General features: G+C 71.5%; 18 protein-coding genes and 1 pseudogene. 9 read left to right on the top strand and 10 right to left on the bottom strand.

Translation table 11 applies throughout. The annotated features are described in order from the left end of the window. Positions 1-2: 2 nt before the first annotated feature. Positions 3-572, bottom strand: coding sequence for a YceI family protein (locus ACTRO_RS09690; RefSeq protein WP_034262836.1), 570 nt, complete (start codon positions 570-572; stop codon positions 3-5). 106 nt (positions 573-678) lie between these two features. Continuing rightward, positions 679-1,422 carry a DUF2071 domain-containing protein gene (locus ACTRO_RS09685; protein WP_051450581.1) on the bottom strand — a complete coding sequence of 248 codons (744 nt, stop codon included), beginning with the start codon at positions 1,420-1,422 and terminating at the stop codon, positions 679-681. A gap of 78 nt (positions 1,423-1,500) precedes the next feature. On the opposite strand from ACTRO_RS09685, the gene ACTRO_RS09680 reads away from it, so the two are divergent. After that, positions 1,501-2,121 (top strand): DUF1349 domain-containing protein, encoded by a 621-nt coding sequence (locus tag ACTRO_RS09680; RefSeq protein ID WP_084316124.1) that lies wholly within the window; start codon positions 1,501-1,503, stop codon positions 2,119-2,121. Between the two features lie 26 nt (positions 2,122-2,147). Here ACTRO_RS09680 and ACTRO_RS09675 read toward each other — a convergent pair whose 3' ends face one another. The 3 genes from ACTRO_RS09675 to ACTRO_RS09665 form a co-directional block, all read right to left on the bottom strand. Beyond that, complete coding sequence (locus tag ACTRO_RS09675; protein WP_034262835.1) at positions 2,148-2,513, bottom strand: DUF488 domain-containing protein; 366 nt, start codon at positions 2,511-2,513, stop codon at positions 2,148-2,150. A gap of 70 nt (positions 2,514-2,583) precedes the next feature. Further along, complete coding sequence (locus tag ACTRO_RS09670) at positions 2,584-3,426, bottom strand: MOSC domain-containing protein (RefSeq protein WP_034262834.1); 843 nt, start codon at positions 3,424-3,426, stop codon at positions 2,584-2,586. After that, positions 3,423-3,908, bottom strand: a complete 486-nt coding sequence (locus ACTRO_RS09665) for a GbsR/MarR family transcriptional regulator (RefSeq protein ID WP_034262833.1) — start codon at positions 3,906-3,908, stop codon at positions 3,423-3,425. The genes ACTRO_RS09670 and ACTRO_RS09665 overlap by 4 nt, the downstream gene beginning before the upstream one ends. Positions 3,909-4,006: 98 nt before the next feature. On the opposite strand from ACTRO_RS09665, the gene ACTRO_RS09660 reads away from it, so the two are divergent. Beyond that, positions 4,007-4,960, top strand: coding sequence for an ABC transporter ATP-binding protein (locus ACTRO_RS09660; protein ID WP_034262831.1), 954 nt, complete (start codon positions 4,007-4,009; stop codon positions 4,958-4,960). Beyond that, positions 4,957-6,564, top strand: coding sequence for an ABC transporter permease (locus ACTRO_RS09655; protein ID WP_051450580.1), 1,608 nt, complete (start codon positions 4,957-4,959; stop codon positions 6,562-6,564). The genes ACTRO_RS09660 and ACTRO_RS09655 overlap by 4 nt, the downstream gene beginning before the upstream one ends. Here ACTRO_RS09655 and ACTRO_RS09650 read toward each other — a convergent pair. Continuing rightward, entirely contained in the window at positions 6,487-6,963 is a 477-nt protein-coding gene (locus ACTRO_RS09650) for a hypothetical protein (protein ID WP_169739863.1), read from the bottom strand. The two genes, ACTRO_RS09655 and ACTRO_RS09650, sit on opposite strands and share 78 nt — an antisense overlap. A gap of 130 nt (positions 6,964-7,093) precedes the next feature. Between ACTRO_RS09650 and ACTRO_RS09645 the strand changes: the two genes are divergently transcribed. Next, positions 7,094-7,615 (top strand): DUF4265 domain-containing protein, encoded by a 522-nt coding sequence (locus ACTRO_RS09645; protein WP_169739862.1) that lies wholly within the window; start codon positions 7,094-7,096, stop codon positions 7,613-7,615. Here ACTRO_RS09645 and ACTRO_RS09640 read toward each other — a convergent pair. Then, positions 7,593-8,645 (bottom strand): magnesium transporter CorA family protein, encoded by a 1,053-nt coding sequence (locus ACTRO_RS09640; protein WP_084316122.1) that lies wholly within the window; start codon positions 8,643-8,645, stop codon positions 7,593-7,595. The two genes, ACTRO_RS09645 and ACTRO_RS09640, sit on opposite strands and share 23 nt — an antisense overlap. Before the next feature lie 28 nt (positions 8,646-8,673). Beyond that, entirely contained in the window at positions 8,674-9,459 is a 786-nt protein-coding gene (locus ACTRO_RS09635) for a DeoR family transcriptional regulator (RefSeq protein WP_034273998.1), read from the bottom strand. Positions 9,460-9,636: 177 nt separating this feature from the next. Here ACTRO_RS09635 and ACTRO_RS47100 point away from each other — a divergent pair, with 177 nt between their 5' ends. From ACTRO_RS47100 to ACTRO_RS09620, 4 genes are read left to right on the top strand one after another with little or no spacing between them, the layout of a single operon-like run. Beyond that, positions 9,637-9,789: a hypothetical protein gene (locus ACTRO_RS47100; RefSeq protein WP_157436022.1), complete on the top strand. Its 153-nt coding sequence runs from the start codon at positions 9,637-9,639 to the stop codon at positions 9,787-9,789. A 56-nt stretch (positions 9,790-9,845) separates the two neighbouring features. Then, complete coding sequence (locus ACTRO_RS09630; RefSeq protein WP_245594338.1) at positions 9,846-10,421, top strand: GNAT family N-acetyltransferase; 576 nt, start codon at positions 9,846-9,848, stop codon at positions 10,419-10,421. 10 nt (positions 10,422-10,431) lie between these two features. Further along, positions 10,432-10,986 (top strand): histidine phosphatase family protein, encoded by a 555-nt coding sequence (locus ACTRO_RS09625; RefSeq protein ID WP_034273996.1) that lies wholly within the window; start codon positions 10,432-10,434, stop codon positions 10,984-10,986. A 37-nt stretch (positions 10,987-11,023) separates the two neighbouring features. Then, complete coding sequence (locus ACTRO_RS09620) at positions 11,024-12,670, top strand: acyl-CoA dehydrogenase family protein (RefSeq protein ID WP_034273993.1); 1,647 nt, start codon at positions 11,024-11,026, stop codon at positions 12,668-12,670. 165 nt (positions 12,671-12,835) lie between these two features. Here ACTRO_RS09620 and ACTRO_RS49585 read toward each other — a convergent pair. Further along, a pseudogene (locus ACTRO_RS49585) lies at positions 12,836-13,612 on the bottom strand (YhjD/YihY/BrkB family envelope integrity protein); the annotation flags it as partial. An 84-nt stretch (positions 13,613-13,696) separates the two neighbouring features. Here ACTRO_RS49585 and ACTRO_RS43100 point away from each other — a divergent pair. Beyond that, positions 13,697-14,245: an ATP-binding protein gene (locus ACTRO_RS43100; RefSeq protein WP_051450579.1), complete on the top strand. Its 549-nt coding sequence runs from the start codon at positions 13,697-13,699 to the stop codon at positions 14,243-14,245. Between the two features lie 36 nt (positions 14,246-14,281). Here ACTRO_RS43100 and ACTRO_RS09610 read toward each other — a convergent pair whose 3' ends face one another. Further along, positions 14,282-14,620, bottom strand: coding sequence for an STAS domain-containing protein (locus ACTRO_RS09610; RefSeq protein ID WP_051450578.1), 339 nt, complete (start codon positions 14,618-14,620; stop codon positions 14,282-14,284). Positions 14,621-14,686: the final 66 nt, after the last annotated feature.

The following is a 14,686-nucleotide window of genomic DNA, read 5'->3' as shown; positions in this document are numbered from 1 at the left end:
AGCTACTCGTCCTTCGGGTCCTGGAGGCTGGCTTCGATGTCGAGGATGATCTGCACCTTGGTGCCGAGCACGACGCCGCCGCCGGGCACCGGGCCGTTGTAGCTGACCCCGAAGTCGGTGCGGTCGATCTCCACCGCCGCGCTGAAGCCGGACTTGGTCCCGCCCTGCGGTCCCGGCCCGAACGCGGGCGCTTCGAGCTCGAGCGCCACCGCCTTGGTGACGCCGCGGATGGTCAGCTCGCCGTCGAGCAGCAGCTGCCCGTCCTCGGCCCGGATCCCGGTGGAGGTGAAGGTGATCGACGGGTGGTTGCCCGCGTCGAAGAAGTCGGCGGAGCGGATGTGGTCGTCCCGCATGGAGTTGCCGGTGTCGATGGACGAGGCGTCGATCACGGCCGTGACGGTCGAGGCGAGCGGGTCCTCGGCCGTGGTGAACTCGGCGGTGTAGGCGGTGAACCGGCCCCGCACCTTGCTCACCATCATGTGCTTGATGGTGAAGCCCACGTGCGAGTGGATGTTGTCGACGGTCCAGGTCCCGGCGACGTAGCCGGGTATCTCTGCGGTGGTGATGGACAATTCCTCGCTCCTCGGTCGGGCGGGAGGCGGCGGCTCGGGGGGCGCCGCCGGTGCGCCCATCCTGATCCCGCTCCGGCACCGTTGTCCAGAGCGCGTGTCAGACCTCTCAGATCGGGTGTGCGGCCGGGCGCGCGGGGCGGTGCGCCGTACGCGCGGGCCGGGGTGCGCGCAGCGCCTCGACGTCGCGCAGGATCAGGGCGCTGTCCGGCTCGGCGGAGCCCTCGGGGAAGCGGGCCGGGTCCTCGAAGTAGCTCGAGGCCACCTGCACCAGGGTGGCCGGGCGGATGGTGAACTCCTCGGCGCGGGCGGGGAAGCCGTCGGGCGCCTCGCGCGCGAAGGCGCAGGCCTCGTCGAGGTCGGCGAACAGCGAGCTGCCCTGCCACCGGTCCGCCACCAGCGCCTGGACCTGCGCGTGCGCGCTGCCGTCGGCGCTGCGGAAGCCGATCCGCAGCCGCTGCGCGCTCTCCTCGACCTCGAACCGGGCCAGGTGGTGCTCGCCCGGCAGGAACAGCCCAGCCGTCAGGGTACTGATCCGGGAGTCGGTGTCGCGGCGCGGGATGTAGACCCCTTGCTCGGGTCCGTCCGGGCCCTGCCACACCGTGGCGATCCGGTGCACCGCGATCTCGGTGCGCAGGCCGAAGCGTCCGGCGAGGTCGGCCAGGCCGGGCAGCGGACCGCCGGAGCGGCGGGCCCCGGCCAGCCGGATCAGGCAGATCCCGCCCACGGCGTGGCCGCGGCGCAGCAGCGGCCGCATCCCGGCGGGCAGGATGCGGGCGGTGGTCTCGGGATCGAGGCGGAAGTTGACCAGAAGCCTGCGTTCGACGAAGCTGGCGATCGCGGGGCGGCTCACCGGTTCCTCCCCAAGGCGTAGGTGAGTAAAGGCCATTCTAACCGGGAACAGCGGCGTGCGGGAGAGGCAGCGGACAGCATGAACGAGGTCACGGGCATCATCCATCCGGCTCTGCCCTTCGGGTTTCATGAACACGGCGACCTGCCGGTCACGCACGCGCTCGACGCGGACGGCGCCTTGACGCTGACCGGTGCGGCGCGCTCGGACATGTTCATCGATCCGAACGGCGACGGCCCGGATTACGCCGTCGGCCTGCTGCTCGGCGAGCCCCCGGCCGGGGACTTCACGCTGTCGGCGCGGGTGACGGTACCCTTCGCCTCCACTTTCGACGCGGGCGTGCTCGTCGTCCACGCCGGCCGGGACCGGTTCGCCAAACTCTGCTTCGAGTACAGCCCGCAGAACCAGCCGACCGTGGTCTCCGTCGTCACCCGCGAGTTCTCGGACGACGCCAACGCGTTCCCGGTCGAGGGCTCCACCGTGAGCCTGCGGGTGGCGCGCGTCGGACGGACCTGGGCGTTCCACGCTTCGACCGACGAGAAGCACTGGTCTATGGTGCGCTACTTCGCCCTCGGCGAGAGCACGGAGCCGGCCCGCGTCGGGCTGCTGGCGCAGTCGCCGACCGGTGACGGGATCAGCGTGACGTTCACTCAGATCACCTTCACGCCGGGCACTCTGGCCGATCTGCGCGACGGAAGCTGAACCCCGCACCCGGACCGCCCAGCCGGCTACCGCTGCTCGAGTTCCTCGAGCAGCACGGCCAGATAGCTGTGCTCGGCGTCCGCGGTGCCGGTCAGCAGCGTGACCGTCGACTTCGCGGCCTTGCCCCGCAGGGTCGCGAGGCGCTCCTGTTGGTCGTCCCCCTGCAGTTCGGCCCGGTAGCGCTCGGAGAACTCATCGAACCGCTCATCGCGGTCGGCGTGGAACCACTTGCGCAGGTCCGTCGAGGGGGCGAGTTCCTTGTCCCACTCGTCGAGCTCCGCGTGCTCCTTGCTCATGCCGCGCGGCCAGAGCCGATCGACCAGGACCCGCATACCGTCCTGCCGTGCCGGCTCCTCGTAGATGCGCTTGAGTCGGAATCCGCCGGACGCCACGGAACACCTCCGGGTCTGGGTGAGTGCAACAGTGCGCTTACGGGAGGGTGCTTACCCTTAACGCCCGACTTTACGACATTATGCGTACGATGTCGCCGACCTCGATCGGCCCCGGCTCGAGCACTTCGGCGTACACGCCTGCGCACGGCTCGGGGGACCAGTCGGCGCGCGGAGGTACGCGGTGGTGTCGGGCCAGCGTGCGCAGGACCGCCGGGTTGCGCGGCAGGTCGCCGTGCTCCAGCGTCGGCACCGCGCACCTCGGGGTGCCGGCGATCACCCGCAGCCGCAGGCTTTCGCCGATCCGCAGCTCCCGCTCGCACCACCCGGCCTCGAGGAAGCCGGATTCGGGCGTGTCGAGCACCAGGTTGGGGCGGAAGCGCCGTACGTCCACGTCTGTCGGACCGCCGAGCTCTGCGACGCGCCGCAGTGTGGCGGTCGTGATCAGGTGCAGCGGCGCGAAATCGAAGAACGACGCCTCCGGTACGGCGCCGCCGATGTGCGAAAGGGTAGCCTCGACCTCGGCCTCCGCACCGTCCTGCAGCACCTGGTCGGGCACGGAACGGTCGAGCACGGCGTCGGCCGGGGGAGTGTCGGCCAGGTGCACGAGACGGCCCGTGTACGCCGAGAGCACTTCGTCGACGGCCGCGTCCGTGCTCCAGATCGGCTTGTCCCCGGGGATGCTGATGCGTACGGCCTCCTCCTCGCCCGCGGCCGAGCAGGCGAGCAGCGAACGCCACACCCGCGGCGCCTTCGCGCTCGCCACCTTCCCCGACTCCTGATCGATCAGTGCCAGCCGGCGGTCGCCGGCGAGCCCGCAGCCGCCGACGTCCGAGCGCTCGACCCGCTCGCCGAGCATCGACTTCACCGGGTAGCGCCACAGCTGGGCCACCGCCGCGACCTCCGACGTGTTCATCGCAGACCCCTCTCCGTCTCCCACTGCTCGAGCAGCCGGCCCACCTCGCGGTCGAGGAACTGGAAGAAGTCGCGCATCTCGTTCATCCGGCGCGCGCCCGCCCCCTGGCCGCCCGCGGCCCGCGCGCCCTGGTCGGACAGATCCGCGAGCCTTTGGTAGAGCCCTCCCTTGATGATGGCAGAGGCGTACCAGGAGTTCTCCGGCACCTCGTAGGCGTCGCTGCGCGAGCCCGCGACGGGGGTGCGCACGACCAGGCCGAGCTGCTGCAGGTACCGCACCGCGCCCGAGATCGCGGCGGCGCTCACCTCGAGCCGCTCGCCGAGCTCGCCCGCGGTCAGCCGCTCCTCGTCGGCGGCCATGAGCACCATCAGCACCCGCGCGGCCATCCGCGGGAAGCCCCAGTCGGCCAGGAACATCGCCATGTTCTCGACGAAGAGGCGCACCTGGGCCTCGTCGCGCGGGGAGGGCTGCGGCGGCGTCATGATTCGGATTCGCTCCTCACGGAAGTTCTACGCCCGTGAGGTCATTGTAGGTCCTCAACAACTTTCACAACTTTGTGAAATGTGTGTAGGCTAGCCGCATGGACCCTGTCATCGAGGTGGCCGGCCTGCGCAAGAGCTTCGGCCGCACGGTCGCGCTCGACGGCCTCGACCTGACCGTACGCCCGGGCGAGGTGCACGGATTCCTCGGCCCCAACGGCGCCGGCAAGTCCACCACCCTGCGCGTGCTGCTCGGACTCCAGCGCGCCGACGGCGGCCGGGCCGCGCTGCTCGGCGGCGATCCCTGGCGCGACGCCGTCGCCCTGCACCGGCGGCTGGCCTACGTCCCCGGCGACGTCACCCTCTGGCCGAATCTCTCCGGCGGCGAGACGATCGACCTGCTCGGCCGGCTGCGCGGCGGCCTCGATCCGGCGCGCCGGGACGACCTGCTCGCCCGGTTCGAGCTGGACCCGAAGAAGAAGGGCCGCGCCTACTCCAAGGGCAACCGGCAGAAGGTCGCGCTGATCGCCGCCTTCGCCTCGGACGCGGAGCTGCTGCTGCTCGACGAGCCCACCTCCGGCCTCGACCCGCTGATGGAGGAGGTCTTCCGCCGCTGCGTCGACGAGGAGCGCGAGCGGGGTCGCAGTGTGCTGCTGTCCAGCCACATCCTCGCCGAGGTCGAGGCGCTGTGCGACCGGGTCACCATCATCCGTCGCGGACGCACCGCCGAGACCGGCACGCTCGCCGAGCTACGCCACCTCACCCGCACCGCGGTCGAAGCCGAGCTCGCCGCCGCGCCTGAGGGCGTCGACACGCTCGAAGGCCTGCACGGGCTCGAGATCCGCGACGCCGGCACCGGTGCGCAGCTGCGGTGCGAGGTCGACACCGACCGGCTCGACGCGCTCATCCGAGCGCTCTCCGCAGCCGGTATCAGGTCTCTGACCAGTCGGCCGCCGACGCTGGAGGAGCTGTTCCTGCGGCACTATCAGGACACTGAGCCAGTGGCCGCGATTCCCGCGCCGACTGCGCCCTCCGGCTCCGGCGCGGTGCGATGAGCGGCCTCGAGACGAGCGCGGCCGGGGTGCCGCAGCTGGCCAAACTGGTCACCCGGCGGGAGCGGATCCGGCTGCCGATCTGGTGCTACGCGCTGCTCGCCTCGGTCGGCGGCACCGCGTACTCGTTCCGCCAGCTGTATCCGACCCCTGAGTCGCGAGCCGCGTTCGCCGCCACCGTCGGCACGGATCCGGCGCTGGACGTGCTCTACGGCAAGCCTTTCGACCTCACCTCGCTCGGCGGCCTCACCGCGTGGCGCATGGGCGTCTTCGGCTCGCTGCTGCTGGCCATCATGAGCATCGTCACCGTGATCCGGCACACCCGCGCGGAGGAGGAGGCCGGACGCTTCGAACTCGTCGGCGCCGGCGCGGTCGGCCGGCACGCGCCGCTGATCGCCGTGCTGCGCACCGTGCTGTCCACGCAGCTCGCCCTCGGCGTGCTCATCGGCGCGATCCTGACGGTGTTCGGCACCGGGGCCTCCGGCGCGTTCCTCTTCGGCCTGGCGATCGCCGCGTGCGGCTGGTTCTTCGCCGCCGTGGCCGCGATCACCGCGCAGCTGACCGACTTCGGCCGCTCGGCCGGCGGTCTCGCCTTCACCGTGCTCGGTGCGGCCTACCTGCTGCGCTGCTTCGGCGCCGGGACACGGGCCGGCTGGCTGAGCTGGCTGAGCCCGATCGGCTGGACCGAGCAGGCCCAAGCCTTCGCGGGTGACCGCTGGTGGGTGCTGCTGCTCGCCATCGGCGGCACGGCCGGACTGGCCGCCGTCGCCTTCCGGCTCGCCGGGGCACGCGACCTCGGCGGCGGGATCTTCCCGGCCCGTCCGGGCCCGGCCGCGGGCTCGCCGCGCCTCAGCTCGGCCGGCGCGCTAGGCTGGCGGCTGCACCGCGGCAACCTGATCGGCTGGGGCATCGGCCTGCTGCTCTTCAGCGCCGTGCTCGGAGCCATCGCCGACAGCATCGTCGAACTCGTCGGCACCAGCCGGCAGGCGAACGAGATCATCCAGCGCATGGGCGGCCAGGGCAGCATCGTGCAGGCGTATCTGGCCTCGTGCATGAACATCCTCGGCCTCGTCGTGGCCTTCTACGCGGTGCAGAGCACGATGCGGTTGCGGGCTGAGGAGAGCAGCGGGCGGGTCGAACCGCTGCTCGCCACGGGAACGTCGCGGATCCGTTGGGCGGCGAGCCACCTGGCCTACCCGCTCGCCGGTTCCGCGCTGCTGCTGGCGGTCAGCGGCGCGGCCGCCGGCCTGGCCCACGGCGGACGCTCCGGCGACCTCGGCCGCCAGCTGGCCGAAACGCTGTGGGCCGGACTGATCCAGCTGCCCGCGGTCTGGATCGCGGTCGGCCTCACCGTCGCCGTCTACGGGTACTTCCCCCGGGCCGCCGGCGCGGTCGGCTGGAGCTTCGTCGGCCTGTGCATCCTGCTGCAGGAACTCGGCCCGCTGCTCCGGCTGAGCCAATGGGTCACCGACGTCTCCCCGTTCGCCGCCGTCCCGCGCGCCCCCGGCGTCGCCATCCCCGCAGAGCCCTTACTCGTGATGGCCGCCATCGGCGTCGTGCTGACCGCCGCCGGCCTGATCGGCCTGCGCCGCAGGGACATCGGCTGACCGCTCGAGCAACCGATCCCTGCGCCACTGCCGGTAGACGAGCGCGGACAGCAGGAGGCTGAGCCAAGGGAATCGATCCAACGCCGTCCGCAGTCCGTCATGGCTCAACTGGAAGGCGAACATCGCCACGACGTACACGAGTGCGCAGACGATCAACGGGGTGATGGTCTGCTCCGCGCGGCGGATCCATTTCCGCCGCACCGGCCGATCCGATGCGTCCATCCACATCAACAGCCCGAAGACGGTGATGCCGAATCCCATCCCCACCGCGTAGAGGGCGAGCGGCGCGACGATGAGGAAGCGCCACGCGCCCAACGAGGTCCTGGTGTACTCGGCGACGGCCCACGCCGCGATTCCGGCGGCGATCGGCACCACTGGAATCATCAGCAGCTTCGGCACCGGCTCGCCGGTCCCGCCGCCGGTCGACGGCGTACGATCACTGATACTCCCCATATGTGGATCGTACGCTTCCCGGCGGTTTGACGCGATCCGGTGTCGCCGTCGGGCCTCCGCGTCCTACGATCGCGACATGACGGACGCCGCGGAAGCGACCGCAGGGTTCTACATCGTGCACGTGGACCCGGCGGAGCGTAAGGACTCGAACTACCTCGCGCAGATCGACCTGGCGCCCTTCGGCCTCGACGGCCAGTTCGAGCAGGTGTGGCTGCACGACCTCGGCGACGGCAGCTATGCGCTGGCCTGCATTCCGTTCATGGCCTACGGCCTGGCTCTGGGCGACGTGGTGCGCTTGGCCGCGGACGGGCGGGTGGCCGAGGTGGTGCGCCGGGCCGGCCACCGCGTGCTGCGAGTGCTCCTGAACGAGGACGAGGACGCGGCGCGCTGGGCCGGCACCGTGGACGCGGCGAGGTTCTGCGTGGCCAGCGCCGGACTGCTGAGCGAATGGCACGGCCCCCGGTTCGTCTCGGTCGACCTCCCGCCGGGGGCGCCGGCGGGCGTGGTGTTCGACACGATGGGCCGGATCGTGCAGGACGGGCTCGGCCACTGGGAATGGGCCGACGCCCTCCCGTTCACAGCCAGTCTCGCCGCTTGAACGACCAGTACAGCAGCGCGGAGAGCACGACGATCAGCAGGGTCGAGACCCAGAACCCGTCGTGCGTGTCGAAGCCCGGATAGGGCACGTTCTGCCCGTAGAAGCCGGTCACCGCCGTCGGCACGGCGATGATCGCGGCCCAGCTGGTCACCTTCTTCATGATCAGGTTCATCCGGTTGCCCTGGATGGTCAGCTGGGTCTCGCGCACCGTGCCGAGCAGGTCGCGCAGGTTGTCGGTCCAGTCCGCCGCGCGCAGCACGTGGTCGTAGAGGTCCTGGTAGTAGGGCATCAGGTCGGGCGTGTGGCTGGTCCAGTCCCGACGCATCAGGGCATTGACGACCTCGCGCATCGGCGAGATCACGCGCCGGGCGGTCAGGATGCCCTTGCGCAGCTCGAAGGTGCGGCGCAGCGCGGTGGCCGACTCGTGGCCGGCCGCGGCGTCGAAGATCTGGTCGCTGAGGTCCTCGAGCGTGTCGTCCAGGGCTTGGAGCGCGTCGAAGTACCCGTCGACGATGCTGTCGAGCAGGCCGTAGACCAGGAACGGCACGCCGAACTTGGCCAGGTCGGCGTTGTCGTCCCAGTGCCGGGTGAGCGCGTCCAGGTCCATCACCCCGGCCTGGTGCACCGTGATCAGCGCCTTGGGGGTGATGAACCCGAGTATCATCGCCGCGTCGAGGTCCGCGGCGTCGATCGCCCGGACCCGGTAGGCGCTCAAGACCAGGTGGCCGTCGTACCGGTCCAGCTTCGGCCGCTGCTGCAGGTGCGTGGCGTCCTCGATGGCCAGGCTGTGCAGGCCGAGCTCCTCGCGCAGCGTCTCGAGCTCCTCCGGCGTGGGATCGGGCAGGTCGAACCAGACCATGGCGTCCGAGGCCTCGGACCACTCCGAGCACATCTCCAGCGGGAAGTCCTCCGCCACCAACTGCCCGTTGTGGTAGGCCCGGCTGCGCCGCCTTATCGCCTCGGTCGTGGCGGCCCGGCCGGCCTCCGCCGCGTCGAGGGCGCCCTGCTCAACTCCGTCGCTGTCTGACATGAGACCCGAGCCTAGCGCCACCCCGGGATCAAGCCGTCACGACCCGCACCCCCGCGGCGGCGAAGCGGGCGAGCACCTCGGCGTCCGCGTCCTCGTCCGTGACCAGCACGTCCACCTGCTCGATCGAACGGATCCGGGCGAAGGTCTTGCGGGCCAGCTTGGTGGAGTCGGCCAGCACGATCACCGTGCGCGCCCGCTCCGCCATCAACTGGTTGATGACGGCCTCGCCCTCGTGGTGCGCCGTCGCCCCCCAGTCCGGGTCCACCGCGTCCACGCCGAGCAGCGCGAGGTCCAGCTGCAGCCGGTCCAGGATCCCGGTGGCCAGCGGCCCGGTGAGCTCGTAGGAGCTGGCCCGGGCCACGCCGCCGGTCACCACGGTCTTGATGTGCGGGCGGACGGCGAGCTCGTAGGCGATGTTGAGCGCGTTGGTCACCACCGTCAGCGCCGCGCCTTCCCCCGACCCGGTCAGGTCCGCGCGCGTACCCAGCGCCCGCGCCGCCTCGGTCGTCGTGGTCCCGCCGTTGATCCCGACCACCCCGCCCGCCGGCACCAGCGCGGCCGCGGCCTGCCCGATCCGCTGCTTGGCCTCGCTCTGCCGCCCCGACTTGAACCTCAGCGGCAGGTCGTAGGAGGTGCTGTTGGCCACGGCCCCGCCGTGCGTGCGGGTGAGCAGCCGCTGCTCGGCCAGGTACTCCAGATCCCGCCGGATCGTCGCCTCCGAGGCGTCCAGCCGCTCCGCGGCGCCCTCGACGTCCAGCTTCCCTTCCCGGGCCAGCAGCTCGAGGATCGCGTCGAGCCGTTCATAGCGCTTGATGTCTTCTCGCCCTCTCTCCACTTCGACGCGGCGCCTCGTGCCGACGGCAAGGGCAATCATGGTAGTCGGTTCGAGCCTGCTTTCTGTTACCGTCCGAGCGCGGCTATACGGGTGGAAAAGCGCGTGTTGGGGCCGTCCTAACGAAATCGGCGGGCTCTCGTGCCTAAGGTAGCGGCCGTGTCGCCCCTCGTTCCGCTCATCGCGGCCGGCCGGGTCGTGGCCCGCACCGCCTACCAGGGCTTCGGCGTGCCGCTGCTCGGGCTCGGCATCGTGCTGCTCGGCGTGTTCCTGCTCGTGCTCACCTGGCGCCGGCGCGATTCAGGGCGCTGACGCTTGAGTAAACTCGCAGCCGTGGATACTCGATTGCAGCACAGCGAGGGACCGTCGTGACCGATCGCCTGGTGCTGCGCCGCTTCGAGCCGGCGGACCTCGAGGACCTGGCCGCCCTGCACGCCGATCCCGCGGTGATGCGCTTCATCGACGACGGCAGGCCGGTTGCGCGCGAGGTGGTGGCCGGGCAGACGCTGCCGGGCATCCTGGCCGGCTACCAGCGGCTGCCCGCCGGCCTCGGCCGGTTCGCCCTGCAGGAGCGGAGGTCCGGCGGATTCGTCGGCTGGGCGAGCCTCGTCCCGGCGAACAGCGTCGGTCTCGAGGAGCATCCCGGGCTAGAACTCGGATACCGGATCCGTCCGTCGATGTGGGGCCGCGGATATGCCGCGGAAGGTGCGAGAGCACTGATTCTTCGGGCATTCGAGTATGCCGGAGACGGCCCCGATATCCACGGCTGTGAAAGCGTGGCCGCGACCACGATGACGGTGAACACCGCCTCCCGCCGGGTCATGGAGAAGGTCGGGCTGCGCTATGTCCGCACGTTCTTCGCCGACTGGCCGGACGCCGTCGAAGGCTCCGAGCACGGAGACGTCGTCTACGAGCGGAGCCTGTCCGAGCTGCGCCGGGAATAAGATGCCTGCCATGGCCGTCGAGCTGATCTACGAGACGCACACGCCCACCACCGACAACGAGGCCGGCATCTCGACCGGCTGGCTCCCCGGCGCACTGTCCGACGAAGGGCGCCGCGAGGCGCGCGAGTTGGGCGGGCTCTGGCGAGACCAGGGGATCGCCGTCGTGATCAGCTCGGACCTGCGCCGCGCCGTGGACACCGCCCGTATCGCCTTCCCCGACGGCCGGCCCCCGATCCTGCTCGATCCGCGCTTGCGCGAATGCGACTACGGCCGGCTCAACGGCAGCCCGGCGCAGCTCGTTGCGGCCGAGCGCGTCAGCCACATCGACGAACCCTTCCCCGGCGGCCAGAGCTACCGCCAGGTCGTGGCCGCCACCGAGGACTTCCTGCACGACCTGGTCGCGCGCTGGGACGGCGAGCGGGTCATGCTGATCGCCCACACCGCCAACCAGTGGGCACTCGACGTGCTGCTGACCGGAGCCCGCCTGGAAGACCTGCTCGCAGCGCCCTTCGACTGGCAGCCGGGCCGGAAGTACACGGTGTCCGCGGAGGTTACCAGCGAGTAGAGTTCGTGCCCAGGCTCGAACTCGAAAGGTGAAGACGGTGACGACGACGACACCGCTCGGCCGCACCCACGAGGTGCTCAACCAGGTCCCGCCGCTCGTCGGGCACGACGTGGCCGACGATCCGGTGCTGCTCGAAGGCCTCGCGCGGGAAGGCGCCGACTGGTACGCGGACGACCTGCACCGCGTCGGCGTGCTCGCCGGCTCGGCCGAGGTGCAGGAGTGGGCGAGGCTGGCCAACGAGCACGAGCCGGTTCTGCGCACGCACGACCGTTACGGCAACCGGATCGACGAGGTCGAGTTCCATCCGTCCTACCACGCGCTGATGGACGTGGCCGTGCGCGAAGGGCTGGCCGGCGCCGCCTGGGCCGAGCACAAGGCCGGCACGCACGTGGCACGCGCGGCCGGGTTCATGGCCTGGTCCTCCGCCGAGCAGGGCCACGGATGTCCGATCTCGATGACCTATGCCGTCGTGCCGGCGCTGCGTGCCAACGCTGCGCTCTCGGCCGAGTACGAGCCCTTGCTCACCAGCCGCGTCTACGACCCGGGCCTGCGCGCGCCGCTCGGCAAGCGCGGACTGCTGGCCGGGATGGGCATGACGGAGAAGCAGGGCGGCTCGGACGTGCGCGCGAACACCACCACCGCGACGCCGCAGTCCGACGGGACCTGGCTGTTGCGCGGCCACAAGTGGTTCACCAGCGCGCCGATGAACGACCTATTCCTCGTGCTCGCGCAGGCTCCCGGCGGGCTCTCCTGCTTCCTGGTCCCGCGCGTGCTGCCGGACGGGGGGCGCAACACCTTCCTGATCCAGCGGCTCAAGCAGAAGCTGGGCAACCGCAGCAACGCCAGCAGCGAGCCCGAGTTCGACCAGACCGTGGCGTGGCCGGTCGGCGCGGAGGGCCAGGGTGTACGCACGATCATCGAGATGGTCACGATGACCCGGCTCGACTGCGTGCTCGGCTCGGCCGCCGGCACCCGCGCCGCGCTGGCTCTGGCCGCCCACCAGGCCCGGCACCGGCACGCGTTCGGTTCCGCGCTCATCGACAAGCCCCTGATGCGCAACGTGCTCGCCGACTTAGCCCTCGAGTCCGAGGCCGCCACCACCCTGGCGCTGCGGCTGGCCGGGGCCGTGGACCGGTCCGCGCGCGGGTCCGAGACCGAACGCGCCTTCCTGCGCCTGGCCACCGCCGTCGGCAAGTACTGGGTGTGCAAGCGCCAGCCCGCGGCCGTCGCCGAGGCGCTCGAGTGCCTCGGCGGCAACGGATATGACGAGGCGTTCGGCGCGGCCCGGCTCTACCGCGAGGCGCCGCTCAACGGGATCTGGGAGGGCTCGGGCAACGTCAACGCGCTGGACGTGCTGCGCGCGCTCGCCCGAGAGCCCGAGGCGGTGGCCGCCTTCCGGGCCGAGATCGAAGCGGCGGCCGGCGGCGACGCACGCCTGGACGCGGCTTGGCGCGGGATCCAGGCGGAGTTGGCCGACCCGGCGGAGCTGGAGTTGCGAGCCCGGCGCGTGGTGGAGCGGATGGCGCTGGTGCTGCAGGGATCACTGCTGGTGCGGCACGCCCCCGCGGCCGTCGCCGACGCGTTCTGCGCCTCCCGGCTTGCCGGCGACCGCGGGCTTGCCTTTGGCACGCTTCCCGCCGGCGTCGCGCTTGGCGGTGTGCTGGACCGGCTTCCGCGCGGCTGACGGCTCCCACGCCACCGCGAGCCGCAGCAGCGGATGGCGCTGCTGGGTGCGCACGAGGTCGTCGAGTGCGGCCCGGTCTCCGGCCAGCAGCTCGTCGCCGACGAGCGTGCGCGGCCAGAGCCGGCGGGCCCGGACGCAGTCGGCCTCGAGCAGCAGCAGTGTCACCCGCGCCTGCACGGTCAGCCAGGCCAGCAGGCCGAGTACGAGGCCGAAGACGCCGTAGAGGTCCTCGGCGTGGCGCAGCTCGTGGTTGAGCAGGAACGTGCCGAGTGAGAGCAGGCCCTGCCAGACCACCGCGGCCGTGCAGGCGGAGCGGACGAAATCGCGCACCGGGATCTCGCGCGCCGTGGCCAGTCGGAAGCCGAGTGTGAACATCACGGCATTGACCACGGCGGAGGCGGCCGCGCCCAGCCACTGCACCAGCAGGCCGTGCACCACGCCGACGCCGCTTATGCCCGAGAGCGTGCCGGTCACGGTCACGTCCAGCACGACCACGCCCAGCAACGCGATTCCGCGCAGCTGCCGGGAGAACCAGTCCGGTCGCCGGGTGTAGGGCACCGACCAGATCGTGTTGAACACGAACTGGGTCGAAGTGGCCAGGCCGCGCGCGCCCCAGACCAGGCCGAGCAGGCCGATGCCGAGGCCGAAGCCCGCGCCGCCGAGGTGGATGTTCGCGCGCAGCTGCGTGCCGATGACCGGAAAGTCCGTCAGGGCCGAGTGCATCACGGCCTGCTGCACGCTCGGGTGGTCGCGCAGCACGAGCCCGAGCACCGCGGTCAGCACCAGCAGCAACGGGAACGCGGAGAGGAAGGCGTAGGCCGCCAGCAGCAGGGCCAGATAGCCGAAGTGGTCGTCGTTCGCCTTGCGCCACACGGCCGCGCCGAAGGCCGTGGCGCGGGTCCGGCGGAGCAGGGCGTCCAGTCGTGCCCGGGTCACGGCCATATCGAGCGGATACCCGGGCCCTCGGTCCGCATTCCCCTCGCCCCCGGCATATCTCACGGCAACGAGGGTAGACGGGGCACGACCGTGTACCCGCGGCGCCCCTCCACCCCGACGACCGGTGAGCCGACCGAGGCCATGTTCCCCAGCCCTTTTTCCGAACCCGGAGCCCCGCCCGCGCCGGGTGCCTTCCCTGAACCCGGCGCCTTTCCCGACCCCGGGGTCGAGCCGCTGCTGCGGCTCGCGTTCGCCGAGGCGGATCTGCCGGCGTTGCGGGACCGCGTCTCCCGCTCCGCGGCCGGCGCCGGGCTCGACCGGGAGCGGCTGTTCGACTTCGTCCTCGCCGCGCACGAACTGGCCGCCAACAGCGTCATGCACGCCGGCGGCGCCGGGATGCTGCGGCTGTGGGCTACGAGTGGAGAACTGGTCTGCGAGGTGAGCGACGACGGCGTGCTGCCCGACCCCGAGGTCGGCAGCCGTCAGCCGAACCTCTCGGGCAGCGGCGGCGCCGGACTGTGGATCGTGCGCCAGGCCTGCGACGCCGTGCAGATCCGGTCGGTGCCGGGCGAGGGTACGACGGTGCGGATGCTGATGATGCTCGCGTCCCGGCCGGTGCGTGACCCCGTCGGTCCGTGATCGCGTCGTCGCGGAGAGTGGCCAAGCGCGGGCGCGTCAGTCGCCGAGCGCCTCGTCGAGTGTCTGCCTGGTCTCCAGGATCGTCTTGGCCCCGGTCAGTTCCAGGGTGCGCTGGACCGCGCGGTGCGGGGCGACCAGCCGCAGCCGGCCGCCGAGTTCCTCGGCCCGCCGCGAGGCGAGGATGAGGATGCGCAGTCCGCTGGAGTCGAGGAAGTCGAGCTCCGAGCCGTCCAGGACGACGAGTCCGGCCGGTTCGAGCAGGGGTTCGAGTTCGGACCAGAATCCCTCGGAGGCGGCCAGGTCGAGCTCGCCGGCGAGGGTGACCACGAAGCGTCCCGGGCCGTCCGGTACGACGGCGACCGCGAGGCGATCCATCCCTGTACACTCCTTGACAGGTAATCGGGGCCGGACGACGGCCGCGGGGCCGTCGGCCGATGCTGT

This window comes from Actinospica robiniae DSM 44927 (assembly GCF_000504285.1).
GTDB classification, from domain to species: domain Bacteria; phylum Actinomycetota; class Actinomycetes; order Streptomycetales; family Catenulisporaceae; genus Actinospica; species Actinospica robiniae.
Note: the sequence above shows the minus strand (reverse complement) of the source record. Positions and strands in the feature narration are given on the sequence as shown.

What these genes read in the sequence shown, in the direction of transcription:
- ACTRO_RS09610 (WP_051450578.1), bottom strand. Translation starts at nt 14,620, where the DNA reads ATGGATCGCCTCGCGGTCGCCGTCGTACCGGACGGCCCGGGACGCTTC.
- ACTRO_RS09640 (WP_084316122.1), bottom strand. Translation starts at nt 8,645, where the DNA reads ATGTCAGACAGCGACGGAGTTGAGCAGGGCGCCCTCGACGCGGCGGAG.
- ACTRO_RS09670 (WP_034262834.1), bottom strand. Translation starts at nt 3,426, where the DNA reads ATGAACACGTCGGAGGTCGCGGCGGTGGCCCAGCTGTGGCGCTACCCG.
- ACTRO_RS09680 (WP_084316124.1), top strand. Translation starts at nt 1,501, where the DNA reads ATGAACGAGGTCACGGGCATCATCCATCCGGCTCTGCCCTTCGGGTTT.
- ACTRO_RS09645 (WP_169739862.1), top strand. Translation starts at nt 7,094, where the DNA reads ATGACGGACGCCGCGGAAGCGACCGCAGGGTTCTACATCGTGCACGTG.
- ACTRO_RS09655 (WP_051450580.1), top strand. Translation starts at nt 4,957, where the DNA reads ATGAGCGGCCTCGAGACGAGCGCGGCCGGGGTGCCGCAGCTGGCCAAA.
- ACTRO_RS09625 (WP_034273996.1), top strand. Translation starts at nt 10,432, where the DNA reads ATGGCCGTCGAGCTGATCTACGAGACGCACACGCCCACCACCGACAAC.
- ACTRO_RS09660 (WP_034262831.1), top strand. Translation starts at nt 4,007, where the DNA reads ATGGACCCTGTCATCGAGGTGGCCGGCCTGCGCAAGAGCTTCGGCCGC.
- ACTRO_RS09665 (WP_034262833.1), bottom strand. Translation starts at nt 3,908, where the DNA reads ATGACGCCGCCGCAGCCCTCCCCGCGCGACGAGGCCCAGGTGCGCCTC.